A 25,653-nucleotide genomic window follows, 5' to 3' on the forward strand; every position below is an offset into this window, starting at 1 on the left:
CACCCCATGGCTGATACCCACACCACCCCCGGCTTCTCGCACGAGAAGATCGAGACCAACAACTTCCTGATGATCGTGCTGATCCTGCTGGTGATCGCGGTCGGCGGCCTGGTCGAGATCGTGCCGCTGTTCTTCCAGCGCTCCACCACGCAGGCGACGCCGGGCCTTTCGCCCTACACCGCGCTGCAGCTGGCCGGTCGCGACGTCTACATCCGCGAGGGTTGCTACAACTGCCACTCGCAGATGATCCGGCCGTTCCGCGCCGAGACGCTGCGCTACGGCCACTACTCGACGGCCGGCGAGTTCGTCTACGACCACCCGTTCCAGTGGGGCAGCAAGCGCACCGGCCCCGACCTGCAACGCGTCGGCGGCAAGTACAGCGACGAGTGGCACCGCGTGCACCTGTTCAACCCGCGCGACGTGGTGCCCGAGTCGAACATGCCGGCCTATCCGTGGCTGACGAAGGCCGCGCTGGACCCGGCCGAGATGGCCCCGAAGCTGACTGCGCTGCGCCGCGTCGGCGTGCCCTACACCGATGCCGAGATCGCCGCCGCCGGCGAGGCCGTGAAGGGCAAGACCGAGATCGATGCGCTGATCGCCTACCTGCAGGTGCTCGGCACCTCGGTGAAGTAAGGAGTGGACCCCATGGATGTCAACGACCTCAGAAGTGGCGTGACGGTACTGTCGATGCTGGTGTTCCTGGGCATTGCCGCCTGGGCCTGGTCGCGGCGCAACCAGTCGCGGTTCGATGAAGCGGCACGCCTGCCGTTCGGCGACGAGAACGCCCGTGGCGAAGGAGATGCGCGATGAGCGACTTCTTCAGCCAGGGCTGGTCCGTCTACATCGGCGCGGTGACGCTGCTGGGCCTGCTGGCCTGCCTGGTGCTGCTGTTCATCGCGAGCCGCCGCCAGGTGATGGCCGCCGACAACAGCACCGGCCACGTGTGGGACGAGGACCTGCGCGAGATGAACAACCCGCTGCCCATGTGGTGGGTGGTGATGTTCGTGCTCACGGTGGCCTTCTCGCTGGCCTACCTGTTCCTGTACCCCGGTTTCGGCAGCGCCGCCGGCAGCCTGGGCTGGACCAGCCTCGGCCAGTACGACGCCGAGCAGCGCGCCGCGCAGGCCGAGATGGCGCCGCTGTATGCGCGCTTTGCCGCAATGCCGGCCGACAAGCTGGCGGCCGAGCCGCAGGCGATGGCGATCGGCGAGCGGCTGTTCATCAACAACTGCGCCGCCTGCCACGGCTCGGACGCGCGCGGCAGCAAGGGCTTCCCGAACCTGACCGACAACGACTGGCTCCATGGCGGCACGCCCGAGAAGATCGAGGAGACGATCACCGAGGGACGCCAGGGCATGATGCCGCCGATGGCCGCGGCGATCGGCGGCCCGCAGGAGATCCATGAGGTCGCGCAATACGTGCTGAGCCTGTCGGGCAGCGCGCACGACCCGACCGCGCAGTTCGGCAAGCCGCGCTTCATGGCCTGCGCCGCCTGCCACGGCATCGACGGCAAGGGCAACCAGGCGCTCGGCGCGCCCAACCTGACCGACAAGATCTGGCTGCACGGCTGGGGCGAAGAGGCCATCGCCGCGATGATCAACAACGGCAAGCTGAACGTGATGCCTGCGCAGAAGGACCGGCTCGGCAAGGCGCAGATCCACGTGCTGGCGTCGTACGTGTGGAGCCTGTCGAACCGCGGCCCCACCGCGGCGCCCTGACCCGGCGGCCGGGATGAACGTGCGAGAGAAGAACGGGCGCGAGGCGAAACGGGTGATTCCGATCGCGCCGGTCGCCGCCGATTCGGCGGCCACCGTCTCGCTGTACGCGAGCGAAGCGAAGATCTACCCGCGTGCGGTGCACGGCCTGTTCGCGGCCTGGCGCTGGGTGCTGGTGTGGGCCACGCAGCTGGTCTTCTACGGGCTGCCGTGGCTGACCTGGAACGGTCGCCAGGCGCTGCTGTTCGACCTGGAAGCGCGGCGCTTCTACATCTTCGGCCTGGTGCTGTACCCGCAGGACTTCATCTACCTGACGGGGCTGCTGGTGCTCAGCGCCTATGCGCTGTTCCTGTTCACCGCGGTGGCCGGCCGGCTGTGGTGCGGCTATGCGTGCCCGCAGACGGTCTACACCGAGATCTTCCTGTGGGTCGAGCGCCACCTCGAAGGCGACCGCATCGCGCGCATGAAGCTGGACGCCGCGCCGTGGTCGGTGAACAAGCTGCTGCGCAAGGGCGGCAAGCAGGCCGCCTGGATCGCGATCGGGCTGTGGACCGGCTTCAGCTTCGTCGGCTACTTCACGCCGATCCGCGTGCTCGCCGGCGAGGCGCTGCAGCTCGGCTTCGGCCCGTGGGAATGGTTCTGGGTGCTGTTCTACGGCTTCGCGACATATGGCAACGCCGGCTACATGCGCGAGCAGGTGTGCAAGTACATGTGCCCGTACGCGCGCTTCCAGAGCGCGATGTTCGACCGCGACACGCTGGTGATCGGCTACGACGAGCAGCGCGGCGAGCCGCGCGGCTCGCGCCCGCGCAGCGCCGACGCGAAGGCGCTCGGCAAGGGCGACTGCATCGACTGCACGCTGTGCGTGCAGGTCTGCCCGACCGGCATCGACATCCGCAAGGGGCTGCAGTACGAGTGCATCGGCTGCGCGGCCTGCATCGACGTGTGCGACGGCGTGATGGACAAGATGAACTACCCGCGCGGGCTGATCCGCTACGCGACGGAGAACGGCATGGCCGGCGGCTGGACGCAGGCGCAGATGCTGCGCCGCGTGCTGCGTCCGCGCGTGCTGGTCTATGGTGCGGTGATGGTCGCGATCTCGGCCGGCTTCGTCGCGAGCATCGCATTGCGCCAGCCGTTCAGGGTCGACGTGGTGCGCGACCGCGGCACGCTGGCACGCCAGGTGGAGGACGGTCGCGTCGAGAACGTCTACCGCCTGCAGGTGATGAACGCGACCGAATCGGCACAACGCTACCGCGTGCGCGTGAGCGGCATCGAGCAGGCGGCGATCGCGAGCCCCCCGGAGGTCGAGGTGGGACCCACCGAGGCGCGCTGGTTCGCGGTGCGGGTGCAGCTGCCGCCGCAGCGCGCGGCCGCGATCGGTCCGGGCGCACACCCGATGCGGTTCGAGATCGAGCGGCTGGGCGGCGAAGGCGCTGCCGCCGAGGTGCACGAGAAATCGACCTTCATGGTTCCACGCTGAAAGACAAGGAGACACGCATGACCCCGACCGTGACGCTCGCGCCGCCGTGGTGGCGCTACAGGATGGTGTGGCTGGTGATCAGCGGACCGGCTGCCGTGGTGGTGGCCGGCATCGCGACGATGGTGCTGGCGTGGACGCACATCGACCCGGTGCTGGACGAGCCGGCGAGTGCCGCGGCGCGGGTCGCGGCGGCCAAGACGGCGGCCGCGCCGGCGCAGCAGGCGCGCAACCATGCCGCGACGCCGGCACCCTGAGCGGCCGCCATGACCCGCAGCACCCGCTTCATCACGATCCTGTGGCCGGCCTTCATGATGGCGGGCGTGCTGGAGGCACTGGTCTTCGTGGTGGTCGACCCGAATGAATTCCAGTGGTTCGGCGGCCCGCTGATCGGCTGGTCGCCGCGCGCGATCTACAGCGTCACCTTCCTGATCTTCTGGGGTGCGATCGCGACTTCTTCTGCGTTGACGATGCTGTTGGAGAGCGAAGCTCCTTAGCGAGCTGTGGTTGGGGGAAAAGATTGAAGTGATCGACGAGTCACGGACTGGTATCCGGGCTGCGAACACACTCGGTTCGTGCGGGGCGGCGGGTGGGATGCGCTGGGGGCGATTTCTGGGGCGACGAAGAAGATCGGCTTCGGGGAGTCGGCGCCCCCGCCAGGGGGCGTCGACCGCCCCGGCATGAGCCCCCAGCGCATCCCACCCGCCGCCCCGCACGCGCACGCCGCAAGCATGCGCATCCAAGTCAGCCGGCCAGAGAACGCAGCCCTGGCATGTCGACGATGTCGATCTCGCGCAGGCGCACCCGCAGGCAGCCCGACGCGCGCAGCCGCGTCAGCACGTGGCTGACGGTTTCGATGCGCAGGCCCAGGTGGCTGCCGATGTCCTCGCGGCTCATCGGCAGGCGCAGTTCGGCGGCCGACTGCCCACGCTCCTGCGCCCGCTCCGACAACCCGAGCAGGAACGCCGCAATGCGCGCGCCGGCCTGGCGCTGGCCGAGCAGCCGCATCAGCGCATGGTCGCGCACGATCTCGCGGCTCATCAGCTGGTGGAAGCGCCGCTGCAACATCCCCGACGCCGCCAGTGCCTGCTCGACCTGGTCGTACGGCAGCTCGCAGACCTCGGAATCCTGCAACGCGATCGCCTGGCAACGGTGCAGCCCGGCATCGATCGCATCCAGCCCGAGCAGGTCGCCCGGCAATGCGAAGCCGGTCACGCGGCCGTTGCGCGGCGGCGTGCCGACGCTGGTCTTGAAGCTGCCGCTGCGCACCGCGTACAGCGAGACGAATCCCTCGTCCTGCTGGAACAGCGTGTCGCCGGCCGCCACCCGGCGCACGTTGCCGGCCACCGCCGAAGCGATGTCGTCGCGCACGACCGGCAGGCACAGGTGGCGCCGCTCGCACAGCGCGCAGTCGGGTTCGGCGGGCAATGCAGGGGAATGGTTCATCGAAGCCATTGTGGGAGGCCGCTCGCGGGCGCCGATTGATCCAGCGCAAACCGCCGCGGCACGCGCCGCGCGACAGTGCCGCCATGGCCTCCGCAACCTCCTCCCTTCCGCTCGACGACGACCTGCTGCGCCGCTTCGACATGCCCGGTCCGCGCTACACCTCGTACCCGACCGCCGACCGCTTCGGCGAGGCGTTCGATGCGCCGGCATACCAGCGCACGCTGCTCGCGCGCGGCGCCAGCGGTGCCCCGCTGTCGCTCTACGTGCACATCCCGTTCTGCGAATCGGTCTGCTACTACTGCGCCTGCAACAAGGTGATCACGCGCCACCACGAGCGCGCCGTCGAATACCTGGACGCCCTCGCCGTCGAGATCGAGCTGCACGCCACCGCGCTCGGCAGCGGGCTGCCGGTGTCGCAGCTGCACCTGGGTGGCGGCTCGCCGACCTTCCTGGACGATGCCGAACTCACGCGGCTGATGTCGATGCTGCGCGCCGCCTTCCGGCTGCTGCCCGACGCCGAGATCTCGATCGAGGTCGACCCGCGCACCGTCACGCCGGCCCGGCTGGCGCACTTCCGCACGCTCGGCTTCAACCGCATCAGCTTCGGCGTGCAGGACATCCAGCCCGACGTGCAGCAGGCGGTGCACCGCGTCCAGCCCTTCGAGGACGTGCGCGTGCTGGTCGCCGCCGCGCGCGTGCAGGGCTACGAGTCGATCAACGTCGACCTGATCTACGGCCTGCCGAAACAGACGCCGCAGAGCATGGCCGAGACCGTCGCGCGGGTCGCCGAGTTGCGGCCCGACCGCGTCGCGCTGTATGGCTACGCGCACCTGCCGGAGCGCTTCAAGCCGCAGCGGCGCATCGTCACGGCCGAGCTGCCCGGCGGCGCCGACCGCGTCGCGATGCTGCGCGGCGCGATCCACGGCTTCCTCGCCGCCGGCTATGAAGACATCGGCATGGACCACTTCGCGCTGCCCGGCGACGCGCTCGCCCGCGCACGCCGCGCCGGCCGGCTGCACCGCAACTTCCAGGGCTACAGCACGCAGCCCGATTGCGACCTGATCGGCCTCGGCGTCTCGGCGATCGGCCGCATGGGGGCCAGCTACAGCCAGAACGCGAAGACGCTGCCGGAGTACTACGAGGCGCTCGCGCAGCGCCGCTTCCCGGTCGTGCGCGGCCTCGCGCTCGATGCCGACGACCTGCTGCGCCGCGACGCGATCATGGCGCTGATGTGCCAGGGCCGCGTCGACCTGGCGGCGCTCGGCCTGTCGCACCAGGTCGACGGCAAAGGGTATTTCGCACCCGAGCTCGCGTCGCTGCAGGTCTTCGCCGCCGACGGCCTGGTCGAGATCGACCACGGCGCGACCGTGCGGGTCACCCCGCGCGGCTGGCTGCTGGTGCGGGCGATCGCGATGGTGTTCGACCGCCACCTGCAGGCCGCGCGCGCACGGATGCGCGAAGGCGGCGGCGCCACCTCGACCGGCGCGCGCTTCTCGCGCGTGCTGTGACGACGATGAGCCCTGCGCTGTTCACCGGTGCCGCACTGCTCGGCCTGGCCGGCTCGGTGCATTGCGCGGCGATGTGCGGCGCGAGCAGCGCCGCCGTCGTGCGCGCCTGCGGCGGCAGCGCGGGCGGTCGCACGCTGCAGGCCGCCGCTGCCTTCCACGGCGGGCGCCTTCTCGGCTATGCGCTGGCCGGCGCCATGGTCGCTTCCAGCGTCTCGGCCCTCGGCTGGATGGCCCAGGCGACGCCGGCCTTGCGCCCGCTGTGGGCGCTGCTGCACGTGGCCGGCATCGCGCTCGGGCTGTGGCTGCTGGCCAGCGGGCGGCAGCCGCGCTGGCTCGCGCAGCTCGGCCGGGCGCCGGCGACGGCGCAGGCGCCGCGCGCCGGCGGCTGGCAGGTGGTGGCCGGGCCGCTGAAGGCCGGTGCCGCCGGCAGCATGTGGGTCGCATGGCCGTGCGGGCTGCTGCAGTCGGCACTGGTGCTCGCGGCGCTGGCCGACGGCGCGCTGGCCGGCGCCGCCGTGATGGCGGCGTTCGCCGTCGCGTCGTCGCTCGCGCTGTGGGGCGCACCGCTGCTGTGGACCCGGCTCGATCGGCAGGCGCTCGCCTGGAGCATCCGCCTCGCCGGCCTGTGCCTGGTGCTCGGCTCGGGCTGGTCGCTCGGCCACGGGCTGTGGCCGGACGCGGCGCTCTTCTGTACCACCTCCTGATCCTCCTTTCGACATGACCATGACCCTTCCCTCCTCTCCCCGCGCCTTCATCGTCGGCAGCGGCATCGCCGCACTGTCCGCCGCCGTCCTGCTGATCCGCGATGCCGGCTGGCGCGGCCGCGACATCCGCATCCTCGAGGAGCTGCCGGTCGTCGGCGGCGCGCTCGACGGCAGCGGCGATGCGATCGGCGGCTTCCTGACCCGCGGCGGACGCATGTGGACGGAGGAGGCCTACGTGTGCCTGTGGGACGTGCTCGCGAGCGTGCCGGCCGCCGGCGACCGTTCGCGCAGCGTGAAGGACGCGGTGTGGGCCTTCAACGCCGAGGTGCTCACCGATGCGGGCGCCCGGCTGATCGACGGCGAGCACCGCATCCTCGACGCGAGCGCGCTCGGCTTCGACCTGCACGACCGGCTCGACCTGGTGCGCCTGCTGGTCACGCCCGAACGGCTGCTCGGCACGCGCCGCATCGACGCCTGGTTCGCGCCGCACTTCTTCGAGACGAACTTCTGGGCCCTGTGGCGCACCACCTTCGCGTTCCAGAACTGGCACAGCGCGGTCGAGCTGCGCCGCTACATGCTGCGCTTCCTGCAGGAGTTCCCGCGCATCCACACGCTCGGCGGCGTGCGCCGCACGCCACTGAACCAGTACGACTCGGTGGTGCGGCCGATGCAGGACTGGCTCGCGCAGCACGGCGTGGTGTTCGAGCTCGGAAGCCGCGTTCTGGACGCCGATTTCGCCGAGGAGGGCGGCGGACGGCGCATCGAGAGGCTGCATGGCGAGCGCGCCGGCCGGCCGTTCGCGATCGACCTCGGCCGCGACGACAAGGTGTTCCTGACGCTCGGCTCGATGACGGCCGACGCGAGCCGCGGCGGCCACGACCGCGCGGCCGAACTGGTGCGCGAGCCGCTCGACGGCGCGTGGACGCTGTGGAAGCGGCTCGCGCGCAAGGCGCCCGGCTTCGGCCGCCCGCAGGCCTTCTGCGGCGACGTGGACCTCAGCAAGTGGCTGTCGTTCACGCTGACGCTGCGCAACCCGGCGCTGATCGAGCGCATCCGCCAGTTTTCCGGCAATGCACCGGGCACCGGTGCGCTGATGACGTTCAAGGAATCGAACTGGCTGATGTCGATCGTCGTGCCGCACGCCCCGCACTTCGCGAACCAGCCGGACGGCGTCTGGACGGTGTGGGGCTACGGCCTGTTCGTCGACAAGCCGGGCAACTTCATCGACAAGCCGATGGCCGCCTGCACCGGCCGCGAGATCCTCGAGGAGCTGGTGCGCCACCTTGGCTTCACCGACATCCTCGACCAGCTGCTGGCCACCAGCACCGCGATCCCGGTGATGATGCCGTACATCACCAGCGAGTTCGCGTGCCGCGGGGCCGGCGACCGGCCGGACGTGGTGCCGCGCGGTGCGCTGAACTACGCGCTGCTCGGGCAGTACGTCGAGATCCCGGAGGACGTGGTGTTCACCGTCGAGTATTCGGTGCGCAGCGCGATGCACGCGGTGTACGGCCTGCTCGGCATCGAGCGGCCGATCCCCGCCGTGTACCACGCGATCGCCGACCCGGCGGTCGCGCTGGCGGCGATGAAGACGCTGGTCGGCTGACGCGCCGGGATTCAGGCGGTCGCCGGCCCACCCGCCGCGGTTCGCACCAGCAGCACCGGCACCGGCGACGAGCGCAGCACCTGCTCGGCATCGCTGCCGAGGAAGAAGCGGCTCGCACCGCGGCGGCCGTGCGTGCCGAGCACGACCAGGTCGGCGCCCCAGCGGGCCACTTCCTGCTCGACCGCTTCGGACAGCCGCGTGGCCAGGCCTTCGAACAGCTGCGTGTCGACGGCGACGCCGGCGGCGAGCGCGGTGGCGCGCCCCTTCTCGAGGATCTCCTCGCCGGCCTGGCGCAGCATCGGCAGCACCTCGCCGGAATAGGCCGCAAAGCTCGCGTAGCCCGCGCTCAGCGTCGGGTCCTCGACCAGGTTCAGCAGGCGGATCTGGCCACCGGTCAGCCTGGCCAGGCGGATGGCTTCGTCCAGGCCGAGCATCGAGGTGGCGCTGCCGTCGATCGGCACGAGAATGCGTTGGTACATGATGGGTTTCCGGTGGCGTGGCGACGTGCCACCGCGACAGTGTGGGAAACCCACGGCCGCGCCGGCTTGATCCAGATCAGCAGCCGCCGTCAGCGCCGGTACAGCGCGTCGATCTCGGCCTCGAAGCGCACCAGCAGGTTGTGGCGCTTGAGCTTCAGCGTCGGCGTCATCAGGCTGTTCTCGACCGTCCACGGCTCCAGCGTGAGCCACACCGCGCGCGGCACGCCGTAGCGTGGGAACGCGGCGGCCTGCTGCGCGATGCGCTGCAGCGCGGCCTGCTGCACCGCCGGCAGGTTCAGGCTCGCAGGCTGCGCCGGATCGACGCCGAGCGACTGCGCCAAGGCCTGCCACCGCGTGCGGTCCAGCACCGCCACCGCCGCGATGAACGGCCGGTTCTCGCCGAGCACGAAGACCTGGCTGAACAGCGGATCGGCCGCGATCGCGAGCTCCAGGTCGGCCGGCGCGATCTTCTCGCCGGTCGACGTGACGATGATCTCCTTGATTCGCCCGAGGATGCGCACGCGGCCGCCGTCGATCGACGCCTGGTCGCCGGTGCGCAGCCAGCCGTCGTCGGTGAACGCACGCGCGCTGTCCTGCGGCCGCTTCCAGTAGCCCTTCATCACGTTCGGGCCGCGCACCTGCAGCTCGCGGTTCTCGCCCAGGCGCAGCTCGACGCCCTGCAGCGCGGTGCCGACGGTGGCCGGGTCGTTGTGCTCCAGCGTGTTGGCGGCGACCACCGGCGAGGTCTCGGTCATGCCGTAACCCTGCAGCACCGGCACCCCGAGGCCGAGGAAGCAGCGCGCGAGCGCCGGTGCGAGCGGCGCGCCGCCGCTCACCGCCACCCGCAGCCGGCCGCCGAAGCTCGCCCGCAGCGGCCGGCCGGCCAGCGCATCGAGCAGCGGCGCCACCAGCATCTCGGCCGCGGCCCACGGACTGGCCGTGCACGGCAGCCCCTGCTGCCGGCAGAAGCGGCGCCAGCCGACCGCCTGCGCCGCATCGAACAGCCAGCGCTTCGCGCGCGAACCGGCCAGCCGCGCATCGAGCTGCGCGCGCACGCGCTCGTAGATGCGCGGCACCGAGATCAGCACCGTCGGGCGAACGGTGCGCAGGTCCTCGGCCAGCAGCGCGACCGAGCGCGCATGCGCGACGCTGCTGCCGGCGGCGATCGGCAGGTAGTAGCCGGCGGTGCGCTCGAAGGTGTGCGACAGCGGCAGGAACGACAGGAAGATGTCGTCCGGCCCCGGCGCGACGTGCGCCAGCACCGCCATCACGTTGGCGACCACGTTGGCGTGCGTGAGCATCACGCCCTTGGGCTTGCCGGTGGTTCCGGAGGTGTAGACGATCGCGGCGAGGTCGTCGGGAAGCGGTGCGGCGGTCGCCCGCCCGGCCGCGCCGGCACCGGCGGCGAGCCAGTCGCCCGCGGCGATCACCGGGACGGCGCCGCCCTCTCCCGCCGGCACCGACGCCGTCGCGCCCACCACGACGACGCAGCGCAGCGCCGGCAGCGCGACGCCGGTGGCGCGGATCGCCTCCCATTGCGCGGCCTCCTGCACCATCAGCACCGCCGCCTCGCAGTCGCCGAGGATCCAGGCGATGCTCGCCGGGTTGTCGAGCGCATGCATCGGCACCGGCACGCAGCCGGCGGCCATCGTCGACAGGTCGGCCCAGACCGCGTCGACGCCATTGGGCAGCAGCAGCCCGACGCGGGCGCCGGCCGGCAGCTGCAGCGCCGCGAGCGCGAAGGTCCAGCGCTGCACCGCGGCCGCGGCTTCGCGCCAGCTGAGCGCAGCCCAGCGGCCGGCCACGGCATCGAAGCGGCGGTACGCGGTGCCTTCGGGGCTGCGCCGCACGCGCGCCTCGAAGAGTTCGGTCAGCGTGCGGGCGCGGGACAGGATGATCGGATCAGGGAGGGTCATCCGGGGGATTGTCATGCCGCCGTTCGCTGCACGTAGGCGTCGCACCAGCCCTTGGCCGCCACCAGCTTGCGCGGGAACAGCGTGCACTCCGACCACGGCTGCGCCGGAACGCGGTACAGCGCGCAGTTGTCGCAGGTGCTGCCGGCCCGGAACTTCGGGTAGGCCTTGCGGTCCACGCGCGCCACGTCCTCGACGTAGCCGACCGCCTTCGCGTGCGGGTCGCGCTCGTCCAGGTGCGGCCAGGTCGACGGGTCCGGCGGCGGCGCCGGCTTCGGCTTCGCCGGCGCCAGCGGCGCGAGCAGCACCGCCCCGGCCGGCACGAGCCGGATGAAGCGCCGCCGCGTGCAATTCCCATCCAGTTCCATGCCGTCGTCCTCTCGAGGGTTCATCGGATGGACCGATTCTTCGGTGTGCGCCCGTGCCGCGGCTTGCGCCACGTCAAGCATCCCCAGCGGCATGCTGCCTATCGTGGCGTTCCCCTTCAGGAGAAGCGCCATGCCGCAGATGAAAGCCGCCGTCGTCCATGCGTTCGGGCAGCCCCTCGAGATCGAACAGGTGCCGGTGCCGGACGTGCCGCCCGGGCAGGTCCTCGTCAAGGTCGAGGCCTCGGGCGTGTGCCACACCGACCTGCATGCCGCGAGCGGCGACTGGCCGGTCAAGCCGCGCCTGCCGTTCATCCCGGGGCACGAGGGCGTCGGGTTCGTCGCCGCCGTCGGCACCGGCGTGAAGGGGGTGAAGGAAGGCGACCGCGTCGGCGTGCCGTGGCTGCACACCGCCTGCGGCCGCTGCGAGCACTGCATCACCGGCTGGGAGACGCTGTGCGACGAGCAGCAGATGACCGGCTACACCGTCAACGGCGGCTATGCCGAATACGTGCTCGCCGACCCGGGCTACGTCGGCCACCTGCCCGACGGCGTCTCGTTCGCCGAGATCGCGCCGGTGCTGTGCGCCGGCGTCACGGTCTACAAGGGCCTGAAGGTGCTGGACTGCAAGCCGGGCGACTGGGTCGCGATCTCCGGCATCGGCGGGCTCGGGCACCTCGCGGTGCAATACGCGAAGGCGATGGGCTTCCATGTGATTGCCGTCGACATCGACGACGCCAAGCTCGCGCTGGCACGCCGGCTCGGCGCCGAGATGACGCTCAACGCCGCGACGCAGGACCCGGTGGCCGACGTGCAGCGCGCGCTGCGCGGCGCAAACGGCGTGCTCGTGACGGCCGTCTCGCGCAGCGCGTTCTCGCAGGCGCTGGGCATGCTGCACAAGCGCGGCACGATGTCGCTGGTCGGCCTGCCGCCGGGCGATTTCGCGCTGCCGATCTTCGACGTGGTGCTCAACGCGAAGACGGTGCGCGGCTCGATCGTCGGCACCCGCAAGGACCTGCAGGAGGCACTCGCCTTCGCCGGCGAAGGCAAGGTGCACACGATCTTCACCGAGGACCGGCTGGACAACATCAACGCGGTGTTCGACCGGATGAAGCAGGGCGACATCGAGGGCCGCGTCGTGATGCGCATCGGCGCATGACGGCCGCCCCGGGCGACGCGGCACCGGACGCCTCGGTGCACCCGCGATGACCGATCCGGCCTGCGTGTTCCGCGCGGAACAGATCACCAAGACCTACGGCAGCGGCGAGGTCCGGGTCGAGGCGCTGCGGGCGGTCGACCTGCAGGTGCGGCGCGGCGAGTTCGTCGTGCTGCTCGGGCCGTCGGGCAGCGGCAAGTCGACGCTGCTGAACATCCTCGGCGGGCTGGATGTCGCGAGCACCGGCCGGCTGTGGTTCGGCGACGAGGAACTGAGCGCCGCCGACGACGCCGCGCTGACGCGCTACCGGCGCGAGCACGTCGGCTTCGTGTTCCAGTTCTACAACCTGATCCCGAGCCTGACGGTGCGCGAGAACGTCGCGCTCGTCACCGACATCGCGCGCGACCCGATGCCGGTGGACGACGCGATCGAGCGCGTCGGGCTCACGCCGCGGCGCGACCACTTCCCGGCCCAGCTGTCCGGCGGCGAGCAGCAGCGCGTGGCGATCGCGCGCGCGATCGTCAAGCGCCCCGACGTGCTGCTGTGCGACGAGCCGACCGGCGCGCTCGACTACCAGACCGGCAAGCTGGTGCTGGAGGTCATCGCGCGCATCAACGCCGAGCTTGGCACCACCGCGATCGTGATCACGCACAACGCAGCCATCGCCGGCATGGCCGATCGCGTCGTGACGCTGGGCGACGGCCGCATCCAGCAGGTGGCGGCAAATGCGCACAAGCTGCTGCCGTCCGAGCTGACGTGGTGACCTGGTGATGCGATGAAGGCCCTCGACCGCAAGCTGCTGCGCGACCTGCGCCTGATGTGGAGCCAGGCGCTGACGATCGCGCTGGTGGTGGCCAGCGGCATCGGCGGCTTCGTCACCAGCCTGTCGGCGGTCGACTCGCTGGCGCTGGCGCGCGACCGGTTCTATGCGCAGGGCCGCTTCGCCGACGTGTTCGCCGCCGTCAAGCGCGCCCCCGACGCGGCCGCCGAGGCGCTCGGCCGCATCGACGGCGTCGCGCAGGTGCAGACCACGCTGGAGGAAATGGCGCGTGTCGAGGTGCCCGGCTCGGCCGACCCGGTGCTCGGGCAGCTGATCGGGCTGCCGCGGCGCGGCAGCGACGCGATGAACCGCGTGCTCGTCAGCGCCGGCCGCGCGCCGGCGGCGGTGGCGGCGGGCGACGACCGCATCGAGGCGCTGGTCTCCGAGGGCTTCGCGCAGGCGCGCGGCCTGGTGCCCGGATCGCAGCTGCGGGTGCAGCTGAACGGCCGGCGGCGCACGATCGTGATGGTGGGCACCGCGCTGTCGCCGGAGTACATCTTCGCCGGCCTGTGGGGCATGCCCGACACGCGCGGCTTCGGCGTGTTCTGGGTCGACCGCGAAACGCTCGCCGCCGCGTACGACATGCGCGGCGCGTTCAACCGCGTCGCGGTCCGGCTCGCGCCGGGGGCGTCGAAAGAAGCGGTGATCGACGGGTTGTCGCGCCGGCTTTCGCCGTACGGCGGCCGCCAGGCCAACGGCCGCGACGAGCAGCCTTCTCACCTGATGCTCGACAACGAGATCAAGGAGCAGCGCGTGCTGGGCACCATCCTGCCGGCGATCTTCCTCGGCGTGGCCGCGTTCCTGCTGAACGTGGTCGTGACGCGGCTGGTCTCGACGCAGCGCGAGCAGGTGGCGGCGCTGAAGGCGCTCGGCTACCCGGACCGCGCGATCGGCCTGCACTACCTGAAGCTGGTGATGGCGATCGTGCTGGTCGGGCTGGCGCTCGGCGTGCTGCTGGGCAAGGTGCTCGGCACGCTGCTGACCGGGCTGTATGCCGAGCTGTTCCGTTTCCCGAGCTTCGAGCACGCGATCGCGCCGTGGCTGCTGGTGGTGAGCATCGGCATCACGGTCGTGACGGCGGTGGCCGGCACGTTGAACGCGATCGCCGCCACCGTGCGGCTGGCGCCGGCCGAGGCGATGCGCCCGCCCGCACCCGGCCACTACCGGCGCACGCTGCTCGAGCGGCTGGGCGTGCGCGGCATGAACCCGGCGCTGCGCATGATCGTGCGCAACATCGAACGGCGGCCGTTGCGCAGCGGGCTGTCGGTGGCCGGCGTCGCGGCGGCGGTCGCGATCGTCGTGCTGGGCAACTTCTTCCGCGACGCGATCGACGTGATCGTCGACAGCCAGTTCAACCTGAGCATGCGCACCGACATCACGGTGTGGGCGGCCGAAGCGGTGGGCGACGGCGCGCGACGCGAGCTGACGCACCTGCCGGGCGTGCGCGACGTGGAGTCGACCCGCTTCGTCGCGGTGAACTTCATCAACGGGCATCGCCGCGAGCGCAGCCTGATCCGCGGCTACGCGCCGCGCTCGCAGCTGTTCCGCGCGATCGATGCGGACGGCCGCGAGACGGTGCTCGACGGCCGCGGGCTGGTGCTGACCGACCGGCTGGCCGACAAGCTCGGGCTGCGCGTCGGCGACCGGGTGCGCGTGGAGGTGCTGGAGGGCCGCGAGCGCACGCTCGAGCTGGTGGTGGGCGCGACGGTGCGCGAGATGATGGGGCTGAACGCCTACATGGACCGGCCGTCGCTGAACCGGGTGCTGGGCGACGGCGACCTGTCGACCGGCTTCATGATGGCGCTCGAGCCCGGCAGCGAGGACACGGCGCTGGAGGCGACGAAGGCGCTGCCGGCGGTGGCGGGCGCCTGGAGCAAGTCGACGATGCTGCGCAACCTGCAGCAGATCAGCGCACGCAACGTGCGCATCATGAGCACGATCCTGACGATGTTCGCGAGCGTGATTGCGGTCGGCGTGGTCTACAACAACGCGCGCATCGCGCTGTCGGAGCGGGCCTGGGAACTCGCGAGCCTGCGGGTGCTGGGCTTCACGCGCGCCGAGGTGTCGGGGCTGCTGCTGGGCGAGCTGGCGATGGTGATCGCGCTGGCGCTGCCGATCGGCATGGCGATGGGCTGGGCGATCACGCACGGCGTGGTCGAGCTGCTGAAGTCCGACCAGTTCTATTTTCCGGTGGTGATCCGGGCGCGCACCTATGCGGGTGCGGCGCTGTGCGTGCTGGTGGCGGGTGCCGCGAGCGCGCTGGTGGTGCGCCGGCGCATCGACCGGCTCGACATGGTGTCGGCCTTGAAGACGAGGGATTGAACGATGAAGACGCTGAAGCTTCCCCACGTGGGGCGGGCCTGGCTGGCCGGCGGCGCCGCGACGATCGCGGCGGTCGCGGTGATGACGTGGGCCTTCATGCCGCGGCCGGTCGAGGTGGAGGTGGCCGTCGCGGCGACCGGCCGTTTCGAGGCGGCGGTCGAGGAGGATGCGAAGACGCGGCTGCGCGACCGCTACGTGGTGTCCGCGCCGCTCGCCGGGCAGCTGGCGCGCATCGCGCTGCGCGAGGGCGATGCGGTGGCGGCCGGCGCGGTGGTGGCGCAGCTGACGCCGGTGCTGTCGCCGATGCTCGACGAGCGCACCCGCCGCGAGCAGCAGGCGCGGCTGGAGGTGACCGAGGCGCAGCTGCAGCGGGCAAGCGCGCGCGCCGAGGGGGCGCGGGTGGCCTTGCTGCAGGCGCGCAACGATGCGCAGCGCAGCGAGCAGCTGGCGAAGCAGGGTTTCGTGTCGCCGACGCGGCTGGAGAGCGACCGGCTGGCAGCGCTGGCGGCGCAGCAGGAGCTGGACGCCGCGACGGGCGACCAGCATGCCGCCGGCCACGAGGTGGAGCAGGCGCGGGCGGCGCTCGGTGCGGTGCGCAATGCGCCGGCCGGTGCGCCGCGGGCGTTCGCGGTGCGCTCGCCGGTGTCGGCGCGGGTGCTGCGCGTCGCGCAGGCGAGCGAGGCGACGGTGGCGCTCGGCGCGCCGCTGCTGGAGCTGGGCGACGTGGCCGGGCTGGAGGTGGTGGCCGAGCTGCTGACCGCCGATGCGTTGCAGGTGCACACGGGTGCGCCGGTGGCGATCGAGCACTGGGGCGGCGAGACGGCGTTGCGCGGCCGGGTGCGGCTGGTCGAGCCGGGCGCGTTCACGAAGGTGTCGGCGCTGGGCGTGGAGGAGCAGCGCGTGCGGGTGCTGGTCGACATCGCGAGCCCGCCGGCCGACTGGTCGGCGCTCGGCGACGGCTACCGCGTGACGGTGCGGGTCCTGACGATGGCGAAGGACGGCGTGACGAAGGTGCCGGTGAGCGCGGTGTTCCCGCTGCCGTCGTCGATGGGCGGCCCGGGCGCGCGAATGGGCGTGTTCGTCGTCGATGGCGGCCGGGCGCGGCTGACGCCGGTGGTGATCGGCGCGCGCAACCCGACCGAGGCATGGGTCCGGGAGGGGCTGCCGGTCGGCGCGCGGGTGATCGTCTACCCGCCGTCGGCGGTGGGGGATGGGGTTCGCGTGAAGGTGCGGACGGTATGAGCAAGCTCGGGCGGCGTGCACGGCGCCGGCACGGGGCCGATGCGACACTGGCACGATGAGCATCCGCCACCTCGACCGCCTGCTGGAACCCCGATCGGTCGCGGTGGCCGGGGCCTCCGACCGCCCCGCCAGCGTCGGTGCCACCGTCTGGCGCAACCTGCGCGCCGGCTTCCGCGGCCCGCTGCATGCGCTGAACCTGCGGCTGCGCACGCTCGACGGGCAGCCGGTCTTCTCGCACCCCGACCAGTTGCCGGCGCCGCCCGACCTGGCGGTGCTGTGCACGCCGCCCGAGACGCTGGCCGACCTGGTCGACCGGTTCGGCCGGCTCGGCACGCGCGCCGCGATCGTGATGACCGCCGGGCTCACCGCCGCGCAGAAGCAGGCGGTGCTCGAGGCCGCTCGGCCGCACATGCTGCGCCTGCTCGGCCCGAACTGCCTCGGGCTGCTGACGCCGCGCCTCGGGCTGAACGCGAGCTTCGCGCACACCGACGCGCTGCCCGGCAACCTGGCCTTCGTCTCGCAGTCGGGCGCGCTGGTCACCGCGGTGCTCGACTGGTCGCGTGCGCGCCGCATCGGCTTCTCGCACCTGGTGTCGCTCGGCGAGCATGCGGATGTCGATTTCGGCGACCTGCTCGACCACCTGGCGAGCGACGCGCACACGCGTGCCATCCTGCTGTACATCGAATCGATCGGCGGATCGCCCGGCGGCGTGCGCAAGTTCATGTCGGCCGCGCGCGCGGCGGCGCGCAACAAGCCGGTCATCGTCGTGAAGGCCGGCCGCGCCGGCAACGGCCTGCGCGCGGCGGCGTCGCACACCGGCGCGCTGGCCGGCTCCGACATCGTGTTCGATGCCGCGATCCGTCGCGCCGGCATGCTGCGCGTCGACACGCTGCAGGACCTCTTCGTCGCGGCGCAGACGCTGGCGCGCTTCGGTGCGAACCGCGACGACCGATTGACGCTCGTCACCAACGGCGGCGGTGCCGGCGTGCTGGCCGCCGATGCGGCCGCGCGCTGCGGCGTGCCGCTGGCCGAGCCGACGCCCGCGCTGCAGGCCCGGCTCGATGCGGTGCTGCCGGCCACCTGGTCGCACGGCAACCCGGTCGACATCATCGGCGACGCGCCGGTGCAGCGCTATGTCGACGCGCTGCAGGCGGTGCTGGCCGAGCCGCAGGCCGGCGCGGTGCTGTTCATGCATGCGCCGACCGCGATCGTGCCGAGCGCCGACATCGCGCGCTCGCTGCTGCCGCTGGCCCGGGAGGCCACCGGCCGCCTGATGGCCTGCTGGCTCGGCGACGGCGCGGTGGCCGAGGCGCGCGCCCTGTTTGCCGATGCCGGCGTGGCCGACTACGCGACGCCGGAAGAAGCGGTCAACGCGTTCTCGATGCTGCGTTGCTACCGGCACAACCAGGCGACGCTGCTGGAGACGCCGACCGCCAGCGGCAATGCCGCACCCGACCTCGCCGCGGCGCGCCGGGTGTTCGACGCGGTGCGGGCCGACGGCCGCGAGCTGCTGCAGGAGCACGAAGCGAAGGCGGTGCTCGCGGCCTACGGCATCCCGGTGGTGCGGACGCTGCGCGTCGATGCGGACGCCGACGCCGCCGCCGAAGCCGCCGGCCGCATCGGCTACCCGGTGGCCCTGAAGATCGCGTCGCCCGACATCACGCACAAGTCGGACGTCGGCGGCGTCGCGCTCGGCCTGGCCGACGAGGCATCGCTGCGCGCGGCCGCGGCCCGCATGCTCGACACGGTGCGCCGGGTGCTGCCGCAGGCCCGCGTCGGCGGCTTCAACGTGCAGGCGATGGCGAGCCGGCCGATGGCGCAGGAGCTGATCGTCGGCGCGAGCATCGACCCGAGCTTCGGCCCGGTGCTGATGATGGGCCACGGCGGCACCGCGGTCGAGGTGCTGGCCGACCGGGCGATCGGGCTGCCGCCGCTGAACCGGGCGCTCGCGCGCGAGCTGGTGTCGCGCACCGCGGTGTCGCGCCTGCTGGCGGGCTACCGCGACCACCCTGCCGCGCGGCTCGACGCGGTGGGCGACGTGCTGATCGCGGTGTCGCAGATGCTGGCGGACCTGCCGGAACTGGCCGAGCTCGACATCAACCCGCTGTGGGCCGACGGCACCGGCGTGCTGGCGCTGGACGCCCGCATCCGCCTGGGCCGCGAACCGGTCGCCGGCGCGGCGCGTTTCGCGATCCGGCCCTACCCCGATGCCCTGGTCGAGACGCTGCCGTGGCAGGGCGAGGCGCTGACGCTGCGGCCGGTCCGCCCCGAAGACGAGCCGGCGCACCGCCGCTTCGTCGAGCAACTGAGCCCGGACGACCTGCGCTTTCGCTTCTTCAATGCGCGGCGCGAGCTGGCGCACAGCGAGCTCGCGCGGCTGACGCAGATCGACTACGCCCGCGAGATGGCGTTCGTCGCGGTTCGCACGAGCGCCGACGGCACGAGCGAGACGCTGGGCGTCGCGCGGGCCGCGGTCGATCCGGACAACCAGGAGGCCGAGTTCGCGGTCGTCGTGCGCAGCGACCTGCAGGGCCGGGGCCTGGGCCGGTTGCTGATGGGCAAGCTGATCGCCTACCAGGCTGCGCAGGGCACGCAGCGCCTGGTGGGGCTGGTGCTGCACGACAACCTGGCGATGCGCGCCTTCATGCAGCGCCTGGGCTTCGAGCAGCGAGGCGGCGACAGCGACGCGCTGCGCCTGGTGCTGCCGCTGCAGGCGCCGCCGGTCAGCGGATGACGAGCACCGGCGTCTTGCACTGGCTCAGCACGCGGGTCGTCACCGACCCGAGCACCATCGAGCCGAAGCTGGAGTGCCCGTGCGAGCCCATCACGACCAGGTCGAAGCGGCCGCTGTCGGCCAGTTCGCTGATTACCGTCGGCGCATGGCCGATCTTCTCGACGAAGCTGGCGTTCCACTTCTGCTGCGCGACGAAGGCGCGCACCGGCTTCATCACCTCGTCGGCTTCGGCGCGGTAGTAGTTCGCGACCGTCTCGCGGTCGAAGAAGCCCTTGGCATGGGCGGGCACCGGCATCGTGACGGTGAGCACGGTGTAGTCGTGGCCCGCGCCGAGGAACTCGTCGTGGGCGGCCAGGTAGGCCAGCATCTGCTTCGTGCAGGCGCTGCCGTCGACGGCCAGCAGGATCTTCATGGTCTCTCTCCTTGGGGTGGTGGAAGGGTGTCGGACTCAGTGCACCATCAGCAGCGGCAGCCGCGCGGTGTGCATCAGCGAACGGGTCGCGCCGCCGAGCACCTGCTCGCGCAGCCGGCCGTGGCCGTAGCAGCCCATCACCAGCCACTGCGCGCCGACCTCGGCGGCCAGCGCCGCCAGTTCGTCGCCGATCGAGCGCGGCTCGTAGCCGCGCTGGTGCATGACGGGCGCGATGCCGTGGGCCTTCAGGTGGCCGACGATGTCCAGGCCGCCGGCAGCGCCGACGACGGCGGCGCGCGACCAGCTCGCCACGTGCACCTCGCGCGCCTGCGCGAGGAACGGCAGCGCGGCGGCCACGGCGCGGGCGGCTTCGCGCGACGGCTTCCACGCGACCAGCACGCAGTCGGGCGCGGAACTCGCGATGCCGCGGTCGGGCACGATCAGCGCGGGCTTGCCGCTCTCGATCAGCAGCGATTCGGTGAAGCCGGCCGGCAGGTCGTGTCCGACGGTCGACGGGTCGCGCTGGCCGAGCACCAGCAGGTCGGTGCACAGCGCATGCTGGACGACGGCCTGCAGCACCGGCTCGCGCACGACCTCGGCCCAGCGCACGCGCGAGAGTTCCTCGCCGCCGGTGAGGTCCTGCAACAGCCGTTCGCGCGCGCGCTGGCGGGTGTCGGGTTCGGCCAGCGTGGCGGCCGCCCCGGCGACGGCACCGAAGCGGCCGTCGGGCTCGGCGTGCAGCGGCGTCGCCGCGAACAGCGCGGTGACCTCGCCGTCGTGCCGCTCGGCCAGTTCGCGCGCGATCGTCAGCCGGTTCGCGGTGTGCGCAGAGGTGTCCGCGAGCATCAGGATCGAGCGGACCGGGTTCACGGTGGCAAGGCGTTGCGACATGCCGCCAAGGTACGCCGCTGCCGCCGCGGCGTGTTGATGCACCTCAACCGAGGTCGGTCTCGTCGCGCGTGACCTGCGTGCCGGCGGTGCCGGCCAGCAGCGCGGCCACGTCGTCGAGCCGTCCGATCGCCGCGCGCCGCCCGGTGGTCTCGACGAAGCCGGCCGCGGCGAGCGCCTTCGCGCCCATCGATCCGGCGGGCAGCTCGAGCCGCCGCAGCGAGCGCGGCGTGGCGGCCGCGAGGCGGTGCGCCTGCGGCGTGCCGAAGCCGAGCTGGATGCCGTCGACGTCGGTGAGCAGCAGCAGGATGTCGGCCTGCAGTTCGCGGGCCAGCAAGGCGCTGGCGGCGTCCTTGTCGATGACGGCGTCGATGCCGCGCAGCAGCCCGTCGCGCTCGACGACCGGGATGCCGCCGCCGCCGGCGCAGACCACGACGACGCCGGCCTTCAGCAGGTGGCGGATCGCCGGCAGCTCGACGATCTGCCGCGGCTGCGGCGACGCCACGACGCGCCGCCAGAGCTCGCCGTCGGGTGCGAACTGCCAGCCGCGCGCGCCGAGCAGCTGCACCTCGGGCCGGCGGTAGCCGGGACCGACCGGCTTGGTCGGTGCCGAGAAGGCCGGGTCGTCGGCATCGACGCGCACCTGGGTCAGCAGCGTCGCGATCGGGTGGCCGCCGAGCTCGCAGGCGAGGGCCTGCTCGACCAGGTACCCGACCATGCCGTCGCTCTCGGCGCCGAGCACGTCGAGCGGCGTGGCGTCGGTTCCGGCGCCGGCGCGGCTGTCCTGCCAGGCGGCGGCCTGCAGCGCGAGCCAGCCGACCTGCGGCCCGTTGCCGTGCGTGATCACCAGGTCGTGGTCGGCGGCCAGCGGTGCGAGGGCGCGGGCGGCGGCCACCAGGTTGTCGCGCTGGACCTGCACCGACATCGGCTGGCCGCGGCGGATCAGTGCGTTGCCGCCGAGGGCTGCGACGATCCTCATGCCAGCGTCGCCACGAGCAGCGCCTTGATGGTGTGCATGCGGTTCTCGGCCTGGTCCCAGACGATCGAGGCCGGCGATTCGAACACCTCTTCGGTCACCTCCATCCCGTCGAGGCCGAAGCGCTGGAACATCTCTTCGCCGCGCCGCGTCGCCCGGTTGTGGAAGGCCGGCAGGCAGTGCATGAACTTCACCGCCGGGTTCCCCGCCGCCGCCATCAGCCGCGCATTCACCTGGTATGGCCTCAGCAGCGCGATCCGCTCGGCCCAGGCCGCTTCCGGCTCGCCCATCGACACCCAGACGTCGGTGTAGATGAAATCGACACCCTCGACCGCCTGCAACGGCGCTTCGGTGAAGCTCAGCTTCGCGCCGCTGATCCGCGCCAGCGCCTCGCACTGCGCCTGGATCCCGGCCGCCGGCCACAGCGCGCGCGGCGCGGCGATGCGCAGGTCCATGCCCATCAGCGCCGCGCCCTGCAGCAGCGAATCGCCCATGTTGTAGCGCGCGTCGCCCAGGTAGGCCACCCGCATCTCGCGCAGCGGCTTGTCGCACTGCTCCTGCATCGTCATCAGGTCGGCCAGCACCTGCGTCGGGTGGAATTCGTTGGTCAGGCCGTTGTAGACCGGCACGCCCGCATGCGCGGCCAGTTCCTGCACGGTCTGCTGCGCAAAGCCGCGGTACTCGATCGCGTCGTACAGCCGGCCCAGCACCCGGGCAGTGTCCTTCACGCTCTCCTTCTCGCCGAGCTGCGAATCGCCCGGGCCGATGAACGAGACGTGCGCCCCCTGGTCGTGCGCCGCGACCTCGAACGCACAGCGGGTGCGCGTCGACGACTTCTCGAAGATCAGCGCGATGTTGCGCCCGCGCAGCGTCGGCTGCTCGGTGCCGGCCGCCTTCGCGCGCTTGAGCTCGTGCGACATCTCCAGCAGGTGCTGGAGGTCGCGCGCGTTCAGCTCGTCGAGCGACAGCAGGTTGCGGTTCTTCAGGTTGTAGGCCATGTTGCGTTTCCTCTGCGCGTTCAGAACACCACCGCGTCGCGGCTCAGCGGGCAGCTCATGCAATGCGCCCCGCCCCGCCCCCGCCCGAGCTCGCCGCCCGGGATCTCGATCACCTCGATCCCCGCCGCGCGCAGCCGCCGGTTGGTCTGCGTGTTGCGGTCGTAGCCGATCACGACGCCCGGCTCCAGCGCCAGCACGTTGTTGCCGTCGTCCCACTGCTCGCGCGCGCTCTCGAAGTCGTCGCCGCCGGTCGCGATGGCATTCAGCGCCGGCAGCTCCAGCGCGGCGCTCACCACGTCCAGCAGGTGCTGGCCGGCCAGCGTGCGGATGCGCGGTGCCCCGCCGCGCGGGCCGGGTTCGAGCTCGTGGCACACCATGCGGTCCACCACCTCGGGGAAATAGGTGACCACCTCGCGCGAACACGGCGTGAACACCGTGTCCAGGTGCATCGCCGCCCGCGCCCGCGGCATCTGCGCGGCGATCACGCGCCGCGCCGCGCCGTGCTCGAACAGGCGGTGCGCGAGTTGCACCACCGCCTGCGGGCTGCTGCGCTCGCCCATGCCCACCAGCAGCACGCCGCGGCCGAGCGGCATCAGGTCGCCGCCTTCCAGCGTCGCCATCCCGTGGTCGCGCACCTCGCCGCCCCACCAGGTCTCGAAGCCGCCATTCACGAAACGCGGATGGAAGCGGTACACCGCCGCCTTCAGCAAGGTCTCGCCCCGGCGCACCGGCCAGAACATCGGGTTCAGCACGACGCCGCCATACAGCCAGCTGCTCGCGTCGCGCGTGAACAGGCTGTTCGGCAGCGGCGGCAGCACGAAGTCGTGCAGGTCCAGGTACGGGCCCAGCAGGCCGTTCGGCCGGAACGGCAGCTCCGACTTGGTCATGCCGCCGATCAGCAGCTCCGCCAGCCGCGCCGGCGGCAGCTCGGCAAGCGCCGCCTGCAGGTCGTCGAGCATGCCCAGGCCGACGCTGTCGGGCACGACCCGCTGCTGCAGCACCCAGCGCCGCGCCTCGGGTTGCGCCAGCGTCTCGGCCAGCAGGTCGTGCAGTTCCAGCACCTCGACGCCACGGCGCGTCATCTCCGACACGAAGTGCGCGAAGTCGCGCTGCGCGCGTTCGACCCACAGCACGTCGTCGAACAGCAGCGCGCGGCAGTTGTCCGGCGTCAGCCGCTGCTGCGCCAGCCCCGGCCGGCACACCAGCACGCTGCGCAGCCTCCCGATTTCCGAATGCACGCCCCAGTTCATCGCCTTGTCCACGCCTCTCAGATCTTCTGCAAGTCCAGCGTGCCGCCGGCGATCAGCCAGAGCGTCACGAACGCCACCGCGAGCAGCAGCACGGCAGCCACCTGCTCGCCCGCTCCCGAATACACCGGCAGGCCCCGGCGCCGCCGCGCCAGCGCATGCACCACCAGCCCCGGCGCGTACACCAGGGCGGTCAACAACAGGTACACCGGCCCGGCCGCGTAGACCAGCCACGCGCTGTAGACCGTCGCGACCGCGCCGGTCAGCAGCAGCCCGCGCGAGGCCGTGCCGCGGCGCAGCGCGAACAGCGCGCACAGCAGGTAGGGCAGCAGGATGGTCGAGGTGGCGAGCTTGATCAGGGCCAGGTAGGCGTTGCCGGCCAGCAGCGACAGCAGCAGCACCGCCTGCACGATGCCGTTGCTCCACCACAGCGCGGCCACCGGCGACTGCCGGCGGTTCTCGCGGGCCAGGCCGGCCGGGAAGACGTCCTCCTTCGCGGCGCTGTACGGCACCTCGGCGCCGAGCAGCGTCCACGCGAGCATGGCGCCGCCGACCGAGACCAGCAGCCCGAGGTTCACCAGCGCCGCGCCCCACGGCCCGACCACCTGCTGCAGCACGCCGGCCATCGACGGGTTGGCCATCTGCGCCAGCGCGGCCTGCGGCACCACCCCCAGCGACAGCAGCGTGATCGCCATGTACAGCGCGAGCGTCGCGCCGAAGCCGAGCATCGTCGCGCGACCGACGTCGCCGGCACTGCGCGCGCGGCCGGAGAACACCGACGCGCCCTCGATGCCGATGAAGGCCCACACCGTGACCAGCATCGTCGAGCGCACCTGGTCGAACACCGGCCCGAGCTTCGGATCGCCCCACATCGACAGCGAGAAGGTCTGCACCTTGAACGCCAGCGCGACCAGCGCCACGAACATCAGCAGCGGCACCAGCTTCGACAGCGTCACCAGCGTGTTGACGGCGGCGGCGGTGCGCACGCCGCGCAGCACCAGCGCGTGGTACGCCCACAGCAGCCCCGACGCGAGCGCGACGCCCACCCCGGTGTTGCCCGCACCCAGCCCCAGCGCCGGCAGCAGGTTCGACAGCGCCGCGACGATCACGATCAGGTAGCCGGCATTGCCGATCAGCGCCGACAGCCAGTAGCCCCAGGCCGACTGGAAGCCGATGAAGTCGCCGAAACCGGCCCGGGCGTAGCCGTAGACGCCGCCGGCCACGTCGGGCTCGGCCTGCGCGAGTTGCAGGAACATCATCGCGAGCGACAGCATGCCCAGCGCGGTGATGCCCCAGCCGATCAGGATCGCGCCGGCACCGGCGCCGGCCGCCATGTTCTGCGGCAGCGAGAACACGCCCGAGCCGATCATCGAGCCGATCACCAGGCTCGCCAGCGCCCCCAGCGGCAACCCGCGGCCGGACGCGCCCGCAGCGGCCGGCAGGCGCTTGCGCGACGGCGGGAGGGCAACGACGGTGGACATGGCGATCTCCTGGAAAAGCCCTCGATCGGGCATGGAGTCAGCCTAGTCGGGACGGCCGTGCCGGCCTTGATGCCCGTCAAGCCACCGACGCGTCAGGCGCCGCGCCACGCATCGCCGGCGCGCCTGATGCCGACCGGATACCGACCGGATACAGACGGTTC

Annotated in this window: 24 protein-coding genes; 14 read left to right on the forward strand and 10 right to left on the reverse strand. The window is 72.1% G+C overall.

Annotation, left to right across the window (positions count from 1 at the left end):
- Window positions 1–6 precede the first annotated feature (6 nt).
- Genes ccoO through FHT26_RS10435 form a run of 6 tightly spaced genes read left to right on the forward strand, consistent with a single transcriptional unit; the run spans window position 7 to window position 3,692 of the window.
- Entirely contained in the window at window positions 7–633 is a 627-nt protein-coding gene (ccoO, locus tag FHT26_RS10410) for a cytochrome-c oxidase, cbb3-type subunit II (protein ID WP_168560045.1), read from the forward strand.
- A 12-nt stretch (window positions 634–645) separates the two neighbouring features.
- Window positions 646–810 (forward strand): cbb3-type cytochrome oxidase subunit 3, encoded by a 165-nt coding sequence (locus FHT26_RS10415; protein ID WP_056806111.1) that lies wholly within the window; start codon window positions 646–648, stop codon window positions 808–810.
- Window positions 807–1,718 (forward strand): cytochrome-c oxidase, cbb3-type subunit III, encoded by a 912-nt coding sequence (ccoP, locus tag FHT26_RS10420; protein ID WP_168560046.1) that lies wholly within the window; start codon window positions 807–809, stop codon window positions 1,716–1,718. Before FHT26_RS10415 ends, ccoP begins: the two co-directional genes overlap by 4 nt.
- 13 nt (window positions 1,719–1,731) lie before the next feature.
- Complete coding sequence (gene ccoG / locus FHT26_RS10425; protein WP_168560047.1) at window positions 1,732–3,198, forward strand: cytochrome c oxidase accessory protein CcoG; 1,467 nt, start codon at window positions 1,732–1,734, stop codon at window positions 3,196–3,198.
- Window positions 3,199–3,215: 17 nt separating this feature from the next.
- Window positions 3,216–3,452 (forward strand): hypothetical protein, encoded by a 237-nt coding sequence (locus FHT26_RS10430; RefSeq protein ID WP_168560048.1) that lies wholly within the window; start codon window positions 3,216–3,218, stop codon window positions 3,450–3,452.
- A 9-nt stretch (window positions 3,453–3,461) separates the two neighbouring features.
- On the forward strand, window positions 3,462–3,692 hold the full coding sequence (locus FHT26_RS10435) for a hypothetical protein (protein ID WP_168560049.1): 231 nt from the start codon (window positions 3,462–3,464) through the stop codon (window positions 3,690–3,692).
- A 247-nt stretch (window positions 3,693–3,939) separates the two neighbouring features.
- Here the strand turns inward: FHT26_RS10435 and FHT26_RS10440 are convergent, their stop codons facing one another.
- Window positions 3,940–4,641, reverse strand: a complete 702-nt coding sequence (locus tag FHT26_RS10440; protein ID WP_168560050.1) for a helix-turn-helix domain-containing protein — start codon at window positions 4,639–4,641, stop codon at window positions 3,940–3,942.
- Window positions 4,642–4,724: 83 nt separating this feature from the next.
- Between FHT26_RS10440 and hemN the strand changes: the two genes are divergently transcribed.
- From hemN to FHT26_RS10455, 3 genes are read left to right on the forward strand one after another with little or no spacing between them, the layout of a single operon-like run.
- Window positions 4,725–6,149 (forward strand): oxygen-independent coproporphyrinogen III oxidase, encoded by a 1,425-nt coding sequence (hemN, locus tag FHT26_RS10445; RefSeq protein WP_168560051.1) that lies wholly within the window; start codon window positions 4,725–4,727, stop codon window positions 6,147–6,149.
- A 5-nt stretch (window positions 6,150–6,154) separates the two neighbouring features.
- A complete protein-coding gene (locus tag FHT26_RS10450; protein ID WP_168560052.1) occupies window positions 6,155–6,853 on the forward strand; it encodes a sulfite exporter TauE/SafE family protein in 699 nt (232 codons plus the stop codon).
- A 19-nt stretch (window positions 6,854–6,872) separates the two neighbouring features.
- Window positions 6,873–8,459, forward strand: a complete 1,587-nt coding sequence (locus FHT26_RS10455) for an oleate hydratase (protein WP_168560053.1) — start codon at window positions 6,873–6,875, stop codon at window positions 8,457–8,459.
- Between the two features lie 11 nt (window positions 8,460–8,470).
- On the opposite strand, the gene FHT26_RS10460 is transcribed toward FHT26_RS10455, so the two are convergent.
- The 3 genes from FHT26_RS10460 to FHT26_RS10470 all read right to left on the reverse strand — a co-directional run bounded on the left by FHT26_RS10460 (window position 8,471) and on the right by FHT26_RS10470 (window position 11,243).
- Window positions 8,471–8,938, reverse strand: coding sequence for a universal stress protein (locus FHT26_RS10460; protein WP_168560054.1), 468 nt, complete (start codon window positions 8,936–8,938; stop codon window positions 8,471–8,473).
- Between the two features lie 89 nt (window positions 8,939–9,027).
- Entirely contained in the window at window positions 9,028–10,854 is a 1,827-nt protein-coding gene (locus tag FHT26_RS10465) for an AMP-dependent synthetase/ligase (RefSeq protein ID WP_168560055.1), read from the reverse strand.
- A gap of 11 nt (window positions 10,855–10,865) precedes the next feature.
- Window positions 10,866–11,243, reverse strand: a complete 378-nt coding sequence (locus tag FHT26_RS10470; RefSeq protein WP_168560056.1) for a high-potential iron-sulfur protein — start codon at window positions 11,241–11,243, stop codon at window positions 10,866–10,868.
- Window positions 11,244–11,349: 106 nt separating this feature from the next.
- On the opposite strand from FHT26_RS10470, the gene adhP reads away from it, so the two are divergent.
- From adhP to FHT26_RS10495, 5 genes are read left to right on the forward strand one after another with little or no spacing between them, the layout of a single operon-like run.
- The gene (gene adhP / locus FHT26_RS10475) at window positions 11,350–12,375 is read left to right on the forward strand and encodes an alcohol dehydrogenase AdhP (RefSeq protein ID WP_168560057.1); all 1,026 of its coding nucleotides are present in this window, start codon (window positions 11,350–11,352) and stop codon (window positions 12,373–12,375) included.
- A 46-nt stretch (window positions 12,376–12,421) separates the two neighbouring features.
- Entirely contained in the window at window positions 12,422–13,135 is a 714-nt protein-coding gene (locus FHT26_RS10480) for an ABC transporter ATP-binding protein (RefSeq protein ID WP_168560058.1), read from the forward strand.
- 12 nt (window positions 13,136–13,147) lie between these two features.
- A complete protein-coding gene (locus FHT26_RS10485; RefSeq protein WP_168560059.1) occupies window positions 13,148–15,514 on the forward strand; it encodes an ABC transporter permease in 2,367 nt (788 codons plus the stop codon).
- A 3-nt stretch (window positions 15,515–15,517) separates the two neighbouring features.
- The gene (locus FHT26_RS10490) at window positions 15,518–16,756 is read left to right on the forward strand and encodes an efflux RND transporter periplasmic adaptor subunit (protein WP_168560060.1); all 1,239 of its coding nucleotides are present in this window, start codon (window positions 15,518–15,520) and stop codon (window positions 16,754–16,756) included.
- 55 nt (window positions 16,757–16,811) lie between these two features.
- Entirely contained in the window at window positions 16,812–19,490 is a 2,679-nt protein-coding gene (locus tag FHT26_RS10495; protein WP_168560061.1) for a bifunctional acetate--CoA ligase family protein/GNAT family N-acetyltransferase, read from the forward strand.
- On the opposite strand, the gene FHT26_RS10500 is transcribed toward FHT26_RS10495, so the two are convergent.
- The 6 genes from FHT26_RS10500 to FHT26_RS10525 are packed head-to-tail and all read right to left on the reverse strand — an operon-like array spanning window position 19,480 to window position 25,492.
- Window positions 19,480–19,902 carry a universal stress protein gene (locus FHT26_RS10500; protein ID WP_168560062.1) on the reverse strand — a complete coding sequence of 141 codons (423 nt, stop codon included), beginning with the start codon at window positions 19,900–19,902 and terminating at the stop codon, window positions 19,480–19,482. The genes FHT26_RS10495 and FHT26_RS10500 overlap by 11 nt on opposite strands.
- Before the next feature lie 36 nt (window positions 19,903–19,938).
- Window positions 19,939–20,793 carry a universal stress protein gene (locus FHT26_RS10505; protein WP_168560063.1) on the reverse strand — a complete coding sequence of 285 codons (855 nt, stop codon included), beginning with the start codon at window positions 20,791–20,793 and terminating at the stop codon, window positions 19,939–19,941.
- 43 nt (window positions 20,794–20,836) lie between these two features.
- Window positions 20,837–21,769 (reverse strand): carbamate kinase, encoded by a 933-nt coding sequence (locus FHT26_RS10510; protein ID WP_168560064.1) that lies wholly within the window; start codon window positions 21,767–21,769, stop codon window positions 20,837–20,839.
- Window positions 21,766–22,764, reverse strand: a complete 999-nt coding sequence (argF, locus tag FHT26_RS10515; protein ID WP_168560065.1) for an ornithine carbamoyltransferase — start codon at window positions 22,762–22,764, stop codon at window positions 21,766–21,768. The genes FHT26_RS10510 and argF overlap by 4 nt, the downstream gene beginning before the upstream one ends.
- A 20-nt stretch (window positions 22,765–22,784) precedes the next feature.
- Window positions 22,785–24,014, reverse strand: coding sequence for an arginine deiminase (locus FHT26_RS10520; protein WP_168560137.1), 1,230 nt, complete (start codon window positions 24,012–24,014; stop codon window positions 22,785–22,787).
- Window positions 24,015–24,031: 17 nt separating this feature from the next.
- A complete protein-coding gene (locus tag FHT26_RS10525) occupies window positions 24,032–25,492 on the reverse strand; it encodes a basic amino acid/polyamine antiporter (RefSeq protein ID WP_168560066.1) in 1,461 nt (486 codons plus the stop codon).
- Window positions 25,493–25,653: the final 161 nt, after the last annotated feature.

It is taken from the genome of Rhizobacter sp. SG703 (assembly GCF_012275445.1).
Taxonomy (GTDB): Bacteria; Pseudomonadota; Gammaproteobacteria; order Burkholderiales; family Burkholderiaceae_C; genus Rhizobacter.